Consider the following 13,383-nt stretch of genomic DNA (forward strand, 5'->3'; position numbering starts at 1 on the left):
CATGTCCTCCAAAATTCTCTGTGTCGGTGCCCTCACAATGGACACCATTTTCCGCCTCGACACGCTTCCCGAACAGGCAGGCAAATATCTGCCGCGCGAGGCGGTCGAGATTGCGGCTGGGATGGCCTCGAGCGCCGCTGCTGCGATTGCCCGGCTTGGTGGCGACGTGGCGCTCTGGGCTTCTGCGGGGATTGATCCGGTGGGTGATCGTGCCATAGCAGAGCTTAAAGCCGAAGGCATTGATTGTTCGCATATAAGGCGGCTGGAAGGCGCGCGCACAGCATTTTCCTCGATCCTCGTCGATGCGAATGGTGAACGCATCATCGTGCCTTTTTATGATCGCAGGCTTGCAAGCCCGGCTGATCCGGTGCCGCCGATTGTGGCGGGAGCCTATGCGGCTGTCATGACCGATGTGCGTTGGCCATGGGCTGCGGAAACGGCGCTGCGTACGGCTCGCGATGCCGGTATTCCGGCGATTCTGGATGCCGATACCGCGCCTGTCGAATTGCTGGAAACGCTGCTACCGCTTGCAACTCATATTGTTGCGTCGGAACCCGCTGCAATCAGCGTCGCGGGCACGGCGGACTTGCGTGAATGTGTCCGTATTCTCAGCAACCGCTATGATGTTTTCACATCTGTCACGGCTGGCGCAGATGGCTGCTATTGGACTGAAGGTGCTGGCAAGCCTGTTTCCCATGTGGCGGGCTTCAAGGTTAATGCGGTGGATACGCTGGCCGCGGGCGATGTCTTCCATGGCGCATTTGCACGTGGTCTGGTGGAAGGTAAACCGATGACCGACATCATCCGCTTTGCCAATGCAGCCGCCGCCATCAAATGCGCGCGCTTCGGCGGACGTGCCGGTTCACCAAGCAAAACGGAAGTTCTTTCCTTCATCGAAAGCGGCATCGTCCCCGCTCAATAAGCATCAAAACACTCCTCCAAAAAGCGCGATTACGCACTGAACCCGAATTGACTCTTTACTAACATGTTAGTATGTGCAAACCTGAAGTTCAAATTTGGGAGGAGCCAGTTTTGGCACACAATCATTCTCGGCAGGAGCGCTTCGGGCTCTCTGCAGCGCTTACGACACCATTCGACGCAGATGGCAAAATCGATGTCAGCCGTGCCCTGAAGCATGCCCGCGCACGCCTTGATAACGGCTGCTCAAGCGTAACCCTGTTCGGCACCACCGGCGAAGGCTCTTCCATTGGTGACGCCGAGCGCGCAGCGCTTCTCGATGCCTTCATTACGCAGGGCTTTGCTGCTTCCAACATCGTTGTTGGTGTGATGGAAAACTCGATTGCCGATGCGGTCGCACAGTCTGCCGATGCACTGCGTCGCGGCTGCAAGGCCATTCTTCTGGCGCCGCCTTCCTACTTCAAAAACCTCTCGGATGAAGGCCTGTTCAACTGGTTCTCGGCAGTCTTCAAAGGTTTGGGTGACGATGCCCGCAGCATCATTCTCTACAACATCCCATCGGTGACAGCGGTTGAGCTTTCGGTCGATCTGATCACCCGTCTGCGCGCAGCCTTTGGTGGCATCATTACTGGCGTGAAGGATTCTTCCGGCACCTGGGCCTATACGGAAAAGCTGCTTGCAGCCCACAAGGACATTGCGATCCTGATCGGCGATGAGCGTGATCTTGCCGCCGGTGTACGTCTCGGTGGGCAGGGTGCGATTTCCGGCATGGCAAACCTGTTCCCGGATCGCCTTCTGCGCATGATCAATAACGGTCAGGACGATGCTGAACTGGTCGGCGCAGTACAGCAATTGCTGAACTATCCGGTCACGCCTGCGGTCAAGGCCATGGTGGCGCGTCATACGGGTGACAAGGAGTGGCGTCGCGTACGCGCGCCGCTGATTTCACTGAATGATGCGGATTTCGATGCAATTGGCAGTGTATTTGACCGTTTGCATATGGCAAAAGCAGCTTAAGGGCGGCATAAGCAAGCGGGACTGAGAGGGGACAGGCTTTGGCGGACGATCACAACGAACCGGTAAAATTGCGGGACAAGGCTTATCAGAGCTTCACCCAGCATTTGCTGGCGCGTGATTTTCATCCGGGCCAGTTCGTTTCGCAGCGCCAGCTTGTCACCATGACGGGCTTGCCGCTGGGTGCTATCCGCGAACTGATCCCGCGCCTTGAAGCGGAAGGTCTTATCAAGACCGTGCCGCAGCGCGGACTGCAGATCGCCCATATCGATCTCAATCTGATCCGCGAAGCGTTTCAGTTCCGCCTTTTCATCGAGAAAGAGGCGATTGCCATCTTCTGTCAGGCGGCTTCCGATGAGCTGTTGCGTTCGTTGCGCGCTGAGCATGAAGACACGCTCAATCGCGCAATGAGTGAGGGCGAAACACCAGAGCTCGAAGAGCAGGCGCAGAATATCGACTGGAGCTTGCATGATACAATTGTCGGCTCGCTCGACAATGAAATCATCTGGCGCGCCTATCAGACCAATACGATCAAGATGCGCCTGATCAATCAGGAACGCTTCCGCATCACCGGGCGCGTTATCCCGGTCATGCAGGAGCATCTCGCTGTCCTTGCTGCAATCGAAACACGCGATCCGCAGACAGCCATGGATGCCATCGCCGTTCATATCAACAATGCACGGAAGCTGGCTTTGCACATCTAAAGGCCATGGTCATGCGAGAGGAGTCGCCTGATCAGGAACACAACAGGGGAGGAGCATGTAATGAATCTATTACGTCCAACACGTCGTCAGTTTCTGGCGGGAACAGCGGCCATTGCCGCTTCAGGTGTCACGGGCATCAGCCCATCATTCGCTCAGTCGGGTGTCGACTGGAAGAAGTATGCCGGGACCACACTTGAAGTAAACCTCATCAAGAGCCCGCGCGGCGAAATCCTTCAGAAATATCAGAAGGAATTCGAAGAACTCACTGGCATCAAGGTGAACTCCGAGCAGACGCCGGAACAGCAGCAGCGCCAGAAGGCGGTGATCGAGCTGACTTCAGGCCGTCCGAGTTTCGACGTCATTCACATCAGCTATCACGTTCAGAAGCGCCAGTTTGAAAAGGGCGGTTGGCTTGCCGACCTCAACCCGTTCCTGAAAGACCCGACGCTGACCGATGCGTCACTCACAGAAGATGATTTCGCCAGTGCTGGTCTGACCTTCGCCAAGGATGCCAATGGCCGCTTCGGCGCGCTGCCGTTCTCGGTTGATTACTGGATCATCTACTGGAACAAGGATCTCTTTGCGGAGAAGGGCCTTGAATTCCCTAAGACGTTTGAAGAGCTGGTCACAACCGCTGAAGCCCTGACGGACCCATCAACCAGAACCTATGGTTTCGTTGCACGCGGCATGAAGAATGCCAATGCGCCGGTCTATACCAGCCTTCTGCTCGGTTATGGCAAGCAGTCGGTGGATGCGGACGGCAATGTCCAGACGGATTCTCCTGAAGGCATTGAAGCCGCCAAACTTTACCAGCGTCTGATGACCAAATCAGCACCTCCCGGTGTTGCGGGCTTCAACTGGGCCGAATGCCAGTCGAACTTCCTTCAGGGCCGCGTTGGTATGTGGCTTGATGGTATCGGCTTTGCTCCACCGCTCGAAGATCCGAACAAGTCGCGCGTTGTTGGCAAGGTTGGCTATGGCGTCATGCCAGCAGGCCCGAATGCACAGGCAGCCCCGACCACCGGCGACGGTATCGGCGTGACCGAAGCTTCGAAAAACAAAGAAGCCGCATATCTTTATTGCCAGTGGGCTATTTCCAAGGAAATGGGCGCGCGTCTTCTGCAATCGGGATCGGGCGTTCCGTTCCGCAAGTCGATCATCGACGATGCAGAAGTCCGCAAGGGCGTCACCATGCCGGAAGGCTGGGTAGAAGCGCTCTCGAAGTCTGCCCCGATCAGCCAGCTCTGCCTGCCAGTCATCGTGCCGGTCACGGAATTCCGCGACATTATCGGTGTTGGCCTCACCAATCTCTTGAACGGTGCTGACGCAGAAACTGAAATGAAACGCGCGACGGAAGAATTCCGTCCGGTCCTCGCACGGAGCGAAGGAAAATGACATCTGCCGCCCCGATAGGTGCAAAAACAGGAACAGCGCAAGCTGTTCCTGCCACCAAGCCGGTCACAGGTCGCTTGCGGCCAAGCTACTGGCCGTTCGTTCTTCCAGCCTTGATTACCGTCGGGGCGGTGATCGTTTTCCCATGGGTGTTTACACTCTGGATGAGTGCCAACCAGTGGCAGCTCGGCGGTGAACAGAGCTTTGTCGGTTTCGACAATTATCTGCGTCTCGCCGCCGATATGCGCTTCTGGGAATCCATGTGGCACACGGTTGTCTATACGGTTCTCTCGGTCGTGGCTCCGATGATCTTGGGCACGATTGCGGCGCTGGTCTTTGACAGCAAATTGCCAATGCGCGGACTGTTGCGCGGTATTTTCGTGATGCCGATGATGGCAACGCCAGTTGCGGTCGCCCTTGTCTGGACCATGATGTATCACCCGCAGCTGGGTGTGCTGAACTATCTTCTCTCGCTGATCGGCATTGCGCCGCAAGAGTGGATCTTTAATCAGAGCACGGTTATCCCGTCGCTGGTGCTGGTTGAAACCTGGCAGTGGACGCCGCTGGTGATGCTGATTGTGCTGGGCGGCCTTGCTTCCATGCCGCGTGATCCGTTTGAAAGTGCGGAAATCGATGGTGCCAATGGTTGGCAGAAGTTCCGCTATATCACGCTTCCGATGATCCTGCCGTTTATCATGGTGGCCGTTATCATTCGCTCGATTGATGCGCTGAAAAGCTTCGACATCATCTATGCGATGACGCAGGGCGGTCCCGGAACGGCATCGGAAACCATCAATATTTATCTCTATAACGTGGCGTTTTCCTATTACGACATTGGCTATGGATCGGCGATTGCCGTGGTGTTCTTCATTGTCATTATCGCCATGTCGATGGTTCTTCTGGCCCTGCGCCAGCGGACCAAGTGGAACTCGTGAGGACTGACCATGGCACGCAAGTCAATTCTTTCCAAGCTTGGCACGGCACTCATGGTTTTCGTGATCGTGTCGCCCGCAATCTTCTTCTTCGTCTGGATGCTGTCGCTTTCGTTGAAATATGAAATCGACAACGGCGCTTATCCGCCAATCCTCATCCCTGACCGCATCGCGTGGTCGAACTATACCGGAATTTTCGAGACCAACGACTTTCTGCTCTATTTCTGGAACAGTATCTTGGTCACCGGAACAGCCACCTTGCTGGCATTGCTGGTCGGTGTTCCGGCGGGTTACGGTATCGCACGACTGCGCGCCAACAAGTCGGCAATCGTCATCATGATTGCGCGTATGACACCGGGCCTGTCTTATTTGATCCCGCTGTTCCTGCTGTTCCAGACGCTGGGACTGCTCGGCACGCTCTGGCCGCAGATCATCATCCATCTCGTTGTGACTGTTCCAATCGTGATCTGGATCATGATCGGCTATTTTGAGACGACCCCTATGGAGCTTGAAGAAGCCGCCATTATCGATGGTGCATCCTCGTGGCAGGTGTTCAGGAAAGTGGCACTTCCCATCGCCAAGCCTGGCGTTGTGGTGTCGCTCATCCTTGCGGTGATCTTCTCGTGGAACAATTTCGTTTTCGGCATCGTGCTTGCAAGTCGCGAGACACGCACCCTGCCGGTCGCAGTTTACAACATGCTGTCCTTTGAACAGGTCAGCTGGGGTCCGCTTGCCGCCGCAGCCCTTGTGGTCACATTGCCGGTCCTGTTGCTAACCGTTTTCGCACAGCGCCAGATCGTTGCAGGTCTGACAGCAGGCGCCGTCAAATAAGAGTTGAGGTTCAAGATGGCATCTGTATCCATCCGAAATGCAATCAAGAAATATGGCAATGTCGGCGTGTTGCACGGCGTGTCCGTGGATATTCAGGACGGCGAATTTGTCGTGCTGGTCGGCCCATCGGGTTGTGGCAAGTCAACGCTTTTGCGCATGATCGCAGGGCTTGAGGAAATCAGCGACGGCGAAATCGCCATCGGTCCGCGTGTGGTCAATGACCTGCGCGCTAAAGAGCGCGATATTGCCATGGTGTTCCAGAATTATGCGCTCTATCCGCATATGACGGTGGCCGACAATATGGGCTTCGCGCTCATGCTGAAAAACGCGCCGAAGGAAGAACGCGACAGCCGCGTTAATCGTGCAGCCGAGATTCTCGGCCTCAACAAGTTGCTTGATCGTTTTCCGCGCCAGCTTTCTGGTGGCCAGCGCCAGCGTGTGGCCATGGGTCGTGCGATTGTTCGCGATCCGCAGGTGTTTTTGTTCGATGAGCCGCTTTCCAATCTCGACGCTAAATTGCGTGTGCAGATGCGCGGCGAAATCAAGGGTCTGCATCAGCGTCTGAAGACCACCACGATTTACGTGACCCACGATCAGATCGAAGCCATGACCATGGCTGATAAGATCGTCGTCATGCGTGATGGTCTAGTTGAACAGATCGGTGCGCCGCTCGATCTTTATGATCGCCCGGCCAACATGTTTGTCGCAGGCTTTATCGGTTCGCCATCAATGAATTTTGTGAATGGCAAGATCGAAGAAGGTTCGTTCGTGGCCGACGGCGGCTTCCGTATGCCGCTTCCGGAAGGCGATTATGCAAGTCTTTCGGGCAAGGCCGTTTATGGTATGCGCCCTGAACATATGAAGATTGCCGAGCAGGGCGTGCCGGTCACAGTCGAAATCGTTGAACCGACCGGTTCGGAAATCATGGTCATGGGCAAGCTCGGCGATCAGCCAGTCACCTGCTTGTTCCGCGAACGCTTGACAGTACGCCCGGGTGATGTGCTGACCATTGCGATTGATCCGGCAACAAGCCATGTGTTCGAGCCGGAAAAAGGCAAACGCGTCAGCCGTTAAATCATCTGTCAGCAATGAAAAACGCCGGGGTTTTCCCCGGCGTTTCTGTTTTACTCGGCTGCTTCCTTGACCGCCATCGGATTGTTCGGATGCGTGGTCCAGTTGGCATATTGTGCCGGGATCGGTGCCTTGGTGCGCGGATCGAAATCGCCGATCTGCTCCATGGTGATGCAATCCTCAACCGGGCAGACATTGACGCAAAGATTGCAGCCAACGCATTCCTCATCGATCACCTCAAAGTGCCGCGCACCATTCACCAGATTGGTGATTGCCTGATGCGAGGTATCTTCGCAGGCAATATGGCAACGACCACATTTGATGCAGGAATCCTGATCAATCCGCGCCTTGGTGACGTAATTGAGGTTGAGATACTGCCAGTCGCTGACATGTCCCACGGCCATGCCGCGGAAATCATCCAGCGTCTGATAGCCCTTGCTGTCCATCCAGTCGGAAAGGCCATCGATCATTTCTTCAACGACCTTGAAGCCGTAGGTCATTGCAGCCGTACAAACCTGAACCGTGCCACAACCAAGTGCAATAAACTCAGCTGCATCGCGCCATGTGGTTATGCCACCAATGCCTGAAATCGGCAGGCCATAGGTTTCCGGATCACGCGCAATTTCCGCCACCATGTTGAGCGCAATCGGCTTGACCGCTGGTCCACAATATCCGCCGTGACTGCCGCGACCATCAATGGACGGAACCGGCGACATGCTGTCGAGATCGACCGACACGATGGAATTGATCGTGTTGATCAGCGATACAGCATCGGTGCCATTGGCCTTTGCGCCGCGTGCTGGCTTGCGAATATCGGTGATGTTCGGCGTCAGCTTGGTGATCACCGGCATGCGGCTATATTGCTTGCACCATTTCACGACCATGCCGACATATTCCGGCACCTGACCGACAGCTGCACCCATGCCGCGCTCGCTCATGCCGTGCGGACAGCCGAAGTTCAGCTCAATGCCATCAGCGCCGGTTTCTTCTACCAGAGGCAGGATGGCTTTCCACGCTTCTTCTTCGCATGGCACCATGATCGAAGCGATCAGTGCGCGGTCGGGCCAGCGCATTTTCACTTCTTTCATTTCGCGCAGGTTCACTTCCAGCGGACGGTCGGTGATCAGCTCGATATTGTTAAGACCGAGCAACCGCCGATCAGCACCATGGATCGCGCCATAGCGGGGGCCATTGACATTGACCACCGGCGGGCCTTCAGAGCCCAGTGTTTTCCAGACCACGCCACCCCAGCCAGCCTTGAAAGCTCGCTCGACATTGTACGCTTTGTCTGTCGGTGGGGCCGAAGCCAGCCAGAACGGGTTTGGAGATTTAATGCCGAGGAAGTTCGTTGAAAGATCAGCCATTTTTACTCTCCTCAGCCCTGTTCCTGGCCCAATGGCACACTGCGGTCACGCGAAGCAGACGGGGAGGGTGCATGAAGTGCGCCGCCCGACAACACCGCATCGGCAAAGCCTTCAATGGCTTCGGGACGTTTTGTCAGCGTCGCATGGATGGATTCTGCGGCAACCTTGCCGTCTTCCACCGATGCAACGGTCAGATCCTGACCGCCCGCAACGCAGTCGCCCCCCGCCCATATGCCCTCAACGGATGTGCGACGATCTTCATCAACGCTGATGCGTCCTTTGGAAAGCCCGATGCCAGACCCGGCAATTGGCTCTGGTTCAAACTTCTGGCCGATAGCCTTGAACACCTGATCGGCTTCAAGAATGAGATATTCGCCGGTGCCGGAAAGCTTGCCGCTATCGGCATTGGTATATTCAAAGACCACGGCATTGACCGTGCCGTCTTCGTTCCGCTCAAGGGCATGCGGTTGCAACCAGTGACGGATCACCACGCCATGAATCTGTGCCAGTTCCTGCTCATAGGCGCTGGCATTCATGCTTTCCTGACCGCGACGATAAACGATTGTCACGTTTTCAGCGCCAAGCTTCTTGGTCTGAATGGCAACGTCTACAGCGGTCATGCCGCCGCCGATCACGACCACATTGCGGCCAACGGGGAGGGATGAGAGGTCTTTTGCCTGACGCAGATTGGCGATGTAATCCACAGCATCGATCACGTTGGGCGCATCTTCGCCGACTAGTGCCAGATCATTAACACCCGGCATGCCCATGCCGAGGAAAACTGCATCATAGCCAGCCTTCAGCGCTTCAATGGTGATGTCCTGACCGAGCGTCTGGTTATATTCGATATTGATCGCGCCGATTTTCAGCACGAATTCCAGTTCGCGCTGGGCGAAATTATTGACCGTCTTATAGGCGGCAATACCATATTCATTCAGACCGCCGCCCTTGGGCCGCGCTTCAAAAATCGTCACCTGATGCCCATACATCGCAAGGCGATGTGCTGCGGAGATACCTGCCGGGCCCGCGCCAACGATTGCGATGTGCTTGCCGGTTTCGGGTGCGCGCTTGAAAGGATGATTGCCGGTTTCCATCAGAACATCTGTGGCATAGCGCTGCAAATGACCGATCTTGACCGGTTTGCCTTCCGAAGTTTCGCGAACGCACACTTCTTCGCAGAGCGTTTCTGTCGGGCAGACGCGGGCGCACATGCCACCCAGAATGTTTTCCGATAGGATGGTCTTTGCCGCACCGATGGCGTTGCCAGTGTTAATCTGGCGAATGAAACGCGGAATATCGATGCTGGTCGGACATGCATTCATGCAGGGCGCATCATAGCAATAATAGCAGCGGTCGGATTCAACGAGGGCTTCATGCTTGTTCAGCGGCGGATGCAGATCATCGAAAACATGCGCATAGTCGGCCTTCTCAAGCCGCGAGCCGTGAATATCAGGCCCGTTCGCATGTCCCGGATTATCAATTGCATCAATAGGCGAATTCTCTGCTGATCTCATCGATCGCATCTCCCATTTTTGCTTGTTAAGGCGCGGGTTCCCTTTGCGCACCTTGAACTCTGTTCCGGGCTGCGATCTTTGCCGTCGCGTGGTGCCCGTTACTGATAGGATGACAGATTTTCACGGAAGGTCAAATTTTTTATCATCTGGTCAATTTATGAGAGTTAGGCACTAGAAATAGAGAAAGGCCCGGCTTTGGAAGCGCGGGCCTTTGACAGATGATCAGAGTGTGAAATCAGATTGTCTCTGATTTGAGAATGTCATTGTCAGAGGTTTTCTCTGCTTCTGATTCCTGAAAAGCTTCCGCTTCTTTTGGCAGGGCAGGGCGCGAGCTCAGCACCAGAGCACAACCCGCAATGATGACGGCAGCACCGACAAACTGGATCAACGAAAGCTGTTCTTTGAGGAACACCGCACCCACCAGAACCGCGATGACCGTTACCACGAATTCGACGCTGATGGCTTTGGTCGGTCCCACATTCCCGACCAGTTTGAAATAAAGCACATAGGTAAGCGCACTCATCACGCAGGCTGAAACCAGCAGATAGATGAAGTCAACGAGCCCCGGTGTTGTTGGTACAGGAATGGCGAAAATCAGTGGCAAAGTCAGAATACCGCCAAACACGAATGCGCCGATGGTGGTTTCCCATGAGCCGGTTGTAGAAAGACGACGGCTTGCATAATTGCTGCCGAAAGCTGCCGAGAAGCAGGAGAAAAGCACGGCAATACAGCCCATGATAAATTCAGGCGTAACGGCAACGGCCGGGAAGCCAACCAGTAGCACGATGCCGGTCACGCCGAGCAACAGGCCGATCAAGCCGCGTGAAGTGATGCGCTCAAGGCCCCAAAGCTGGCTGATAACCATCGAGAAAAACGGAATGGATGCAACGCAGATCGCAGCCATTGCCGTGCCAATCAGCGGTGTGCCATAGGAAAGGCCGATCAGCTGGCCTGCAACGGTGGTTGCGCCAACCACGGCGAAGGGTTTCCAGCCCGCGTGAAAATCAAGCCTGCGTCCGGAGAGTTTCGCGATTACAAAAAGCGTTCCAGCCGCAATGAAGGAGCGGAAGGCAACCGCGCCGACCCAGCCAAAGGCTTCGACCACGCGCAACACGACGAGGAACGACAGCCCCCATGCTACAGCAAGAAAAATATAGGTGGCGGTATCTCTGGGTTTCATGCCGATAGGCCTTGTCACGGTTTATGCGTTATCGACTATCTCATAAGGGCGAAAAGCAAAAACGCTTTCCCATCTATTCTCATACCATCTTGGAATGAAATTATGCCGTTTTTGCAGCGGCATTTTCTGCCGCTTTTTGCGCGGCCGCAGCACCGATATTGGCAAAGAAGCGATCCGCGACCTTGCGTGCCACCGAGCCGAGCAGTTTCGAGCCGAGCTGGGCGATCTTGCCACCCGCATCACCCCTGATTGAGTATGTGAGGATCGTGCCGTCGCCGTCTGTGATTAGCGTCACGTCCGTATCACCATGGGCGAAGCCCGCAATGGAACCTTCACCGCGTCCAGAGATCGTATAGGAGGCGGGCGGGTTCATGTTGGAAAGTTCGAGCATGCCGTGAAAGCGAACTTTAAGCACGCCGAGACTGACTTTCAGCGCTGCCCGTATTTCCGTGTCCGACAGACGTTCGAGATCTTCGCAGCCCGGAATGCAGTTTTTCAGCGTTTCAATGTCGTTGAGCGCGTCCCATACGGCCTGCCGGGGTGCAGCGATTCTTTCTTCTCCGACGAGGTCCATGCTTTACACTGCTCCTGATCAACCTAAATTGATGCATATCCCTATACGGAACGACATCAAAATGGAAAATTTCTGTAATTTAACGGATGCACTTCTCCACTAAAATGCTCTATTAAGACAATTAAATCGATTTGATTGACCGGGAGTACCATCATGGCAAGAGACGCGGCGAAGCTTGAAGCAACGGTCGCACAGCTGAAAAAGCACTGGACGGACGCTGCACCAAAGGACATGCGCGCAGCCTTTAAAGCCGATCCAGGCCGTTTTGAGCGCTATTCGCTATCTCTGGACGATCTTCTGTTTGACTGGTCGAAAGCACGTGTCAATGACGAGACGGTTGCGCTTCTGACTGAAGTGGCCAAGGCTGCTGACGTGGAAGGTCGTCGCGCTGCAATGTTTGCAGGCGAGCACATCAACAATACTGAAGACCGCGCTGTGCTGCATGTGGCCCTTCGTGACACCACGTCCAAGGAAGTGCTGGTCGATGGCCATAACGTTCTGCCTGACGTGAAGGAAGTTCTCGACCGTATGGCTGCCTTCTCTGATGGCATCCGTTCAGGCTCGATCAAGGGTGCGACCGGCAAGAAGATCACCGACATCGTCAATATCGGTATCGGCGGCTCTGATCTCGGCCCAGTCATGGCAACGATCGCACTTTCGCCTTACCACGATGGCCCACGTGCGCATTATGTCTCGAACATCGATGGCGCACATATTGCCGACACGCTCAATGCGCTTGATCCGGCAACGACGCTCATCATCGTCGCCTCCAAGACCTTCACCACCATCGAAACCATGACCAACGCGCAGACCGCGCGCAAATGGATCGCCGATGCACTGGGTGAAGACGCAGTTGGCGCGCATTTTGCTGCCGTTTCCACAGCCCTTGATAAGGTTGCAGCATTCGGCATTGGCGAAGAACGCGTCTTTGGCTTCTGGGATTGGGTTGGCGGCCGCTATTCGGTGTGGTCGGCGATTGGCCTGCCGGTGATGATCGCGATTGGTGCAGACAATTTCCGCAAATTCCTTGCGGGCGCGCATTCGATGGACGTGCATTTCCGCGATGCACCGCTGGAAAAGAATCTGCCAATCTGGCTCGGTCTTATCGGCTACTGGCACCGTGCAATTTGTGGCTATGGTAGCCGCGCTGTCATTCCTTATGATCAGCGTCTGGCGCGTGTTCCGGCCTATCTCCAGCAGCTCGATATGGAATCGAACGGCAAGAGCGTGACGGTCGACGGCAAGCCCGTTTCCGGCCCAACTGGTCCAGTTGTCTGGGGCGAGCCCGGCACCAATGGCCAGCACGCCTTCTTCCAGCTTCTGCACCAGGGCACCGACACTATTCCACTCGAATTCATCGTTGCGGCAAAGGGCCATGAAAAGCACCTCGATCATCAGCATGAAATGCTGCTTGCCAATTGCCTTGCGCAGTCGGAAGCGCTGATGAAAGGCCGCACGCTGGATGAAGCCCGCGCGCAGTTAAAGAGCAAGAACCTTCCTGAAAGCGAAGTCGAGCGCATTGCACCGCATCGCGTGTTCTCGGGCAACCGTCCGTCGCTCACACTTGTTCACGACAAGCTCGACCCGTTTGCATTTGGTCGTCTGATCGCCCTTTACGAGCATCGCGTATTCGTCGAAGCGCAGATTTTCGGCATCAATGCGTTCGACCAGTGGGGCGTAGAGCTTGGCAAGGAACTGGCAACCGAGCTTCTGCCGGTGGTTTCCGGTGCTGAATCGGCCGAAGGCAAAGACGCCTCAACAATCGGCCTCGTTGCGCATTTGCACGCACGCCGCAAAGCCTGATACTACAAACAGGTGGATAAGGATAAAGCCGGGTTTCACACCCGGCTTTTTTTCCGTCTAGGTATGAAGTGCTGAATAAAAATGGG

At 55.4% G+C, this 13,383-nt stretch carries 12 protein-coding genes; 8 read left to right on the forward strand and 4 right to left on the reverse strand.

Annotation, left to right across the window (positions count from 1 at the left end; genetic code table 11):
• Nucleotide 1 precedes the first annotated feature (1 nt).
• The 7 genes from C9380_RS02375 to C9380_RS02405 all read left to right on the forward strand — a co-directional run bounded on the left by C9380_RS02375 (nucleotide 2) and on the right by C9380_RS02405 (nucleotide 6,865).
• Entirely contained in the window at nucleotides 2-922 is a 921-nt protein-coding gene (locus C9380_RS02375) for a PfkB family carbohydrate kinase (RefSeq protein WP_128092922.1), read from the forward strand.
• 110 nt (nucleotides 923-1,032) lie between these two features.
• Entirely contained in the window at nucleotides 1,033-1,935 is a 903-nt protein-coding gene (locus C9380_RS02380; protein ID WP_100559756.1) for a dihydrodipicolinate synthase family protein, read from the forward strand.
• A 38-nt stretch (nucleotides 1,936-1,973) separates the two neighbouring features.
• Nucleotides 1,974-2,636, forward strand: a complete 663-nt coding sequence (locus tag C9380_RS02385) for a GntR family transcriptional regulator (RefSeq protein WP_024897834.1) — start codon at nucleotides 1,974-1,976, stop codon at nucleotides 2,634-2,636.
• 60 nt (nucleotides 2,637-2,696) lie between these two features.
• Nucleotides 2,697-4,031: an ABC transporter substrate-binding protein gene (locus tag C9380_RS02390; protein ID WP_024897833.1), complete on the forward strand. Its 1,335-nt coding sequence runs from the start codon at nucleotides 2,697-2,699 to the stop codon at nucleotides 4,029-4,031.
• Nucleotides 4,028-4,963 carry a carbohydrate ABC transporter permease gene (locus C9380_RS02395; protein ID WP_105705391.1) on the forward strand — a complete coding sequence of 312 codons (936 nt, stop codon included), beginning with the start codon at nucleotides 4,028-4,030 and terminating at the stop codon, nucleotides 4,961-4,963. The genes C9380_RS02390 and C9380_RS02395 overlap by 4 nt, the downstream gene beginning before the upstream one ends.
• A gap of 9 nt (nucleotides 4,964-4,972) precedes the next feature.
• Nucleotides 4,973-5,791, forward strand: coding sequence for a carbohydrate ABC transporter permease (locus C9380_RS02400; protein WP_105705389.1), 819 nt, complete (start codon nucleotides 4,973-4,975; stop codon nucleotides 5,789-5,791).
• 15 nt (nucleotides 5,792-5,806) lie between these two features.
• On the forward strand, nucleotides 5,807-6,865 hold the full coding sequence (locus C9380_RS02405; RefSeq protein ID WP_111786836.1) for an ABC transporter ATP-binding protein: 1,059 nt from the start codon (nucleotides 5,807-5,809) through the stop codon (nucleotides 6,863-6,865).
• Between the two features lie 50 nt (nucleotides 6,866-6,915).
• On the opposite strand, the gene preA is transcribed toward C9380_RS02405, so the two are convergent.
• From preA to C9380_RS02425, 4 genes are all read right to left on the reverse strand, one after another.
• Nucleotides 6,916-8,226: an NAD-dependent dihydropyrimidine dehydrogenase subunit PreA gene (gene preA, locus C9380_RS02410; RefSeq protein WP_007873474.1), complete on the reverse strand. Its 1,311-nt coding sequence runs from the start codon at nucleotides 8,224-8,226 to the stop codon at nucleotides 6,916-6,918.
• A gap of 11 nt (nucleotides 8,227-8,237) precedes the next feature.
• The gene (locus tag C9380_RS02415; RefSeq protein WP_181152044.1) at nucleotides 8,238-9,749 is read right to left on the reverse strand and encodes an NAD(P)-dependent oxidoreductase; all 1,512 of its coding nucleotides are present in this window, start codon (nucleotides 9,747-9,749) and stop codon (nucleotides 8,238-8,240) included.
• Nucleotides 9,750-9,975: 226 nt separating this feature from the next.
• On the reverse strand, nucleotides 9,976-10,920 hold the full coding sequence (locus C9380_RS02420; protein ID WP_128092923.1) for a DMT family transporter: 945 nt from the start codon (nucleotides 10,918-10,920) through the stop codon (nucleotides 9,976-9,978).
• A 100-nt stretch (nucleotides 10,921-11,020) separates the two neighbouring features.
• Nucleotides 11,021-11,494, reverse strand: coding sequence for an SRPBCC family protein (locus C9380_RS02425; RefSeq protein WP_100559746.1), 474 nt, complete (start codon nucleotides 11,492-11,494; stop codon nucleotides 11,021-11,023).
• Between the two features lie 153 nt (nucleotides 11,495-11,647).
• On the opposite strand from C9380_RS02425, the gene pgi reads away from it, so the two are divergent.
• The gene (pgi, locus tag C9380_RS02430; RefSeq protein ID WP_024897826.1) at nucleotides 11,648-13,297 is read left to right on the forward strand and encodes a glucose-6-phosphate isomerase; all 1,650 of its coding nucleotides are present in this window, start codon (nucleotides 11,648-11,650) and stop codon (nucleotides 13,295-13,297) included.
• Nucleotides 13,298-13,383: the final 86 nt, after the last annotated feature.

This window comes from Brucella pituitosa, from assembly GCF_003049685.1.
Taxonomy (GTDB): Bacteria; Pseudomonadota; Alphaproteobacteria; order Rhizobiales; family Rhizobiaceae; genus Brucella; species Brucella pituitosa.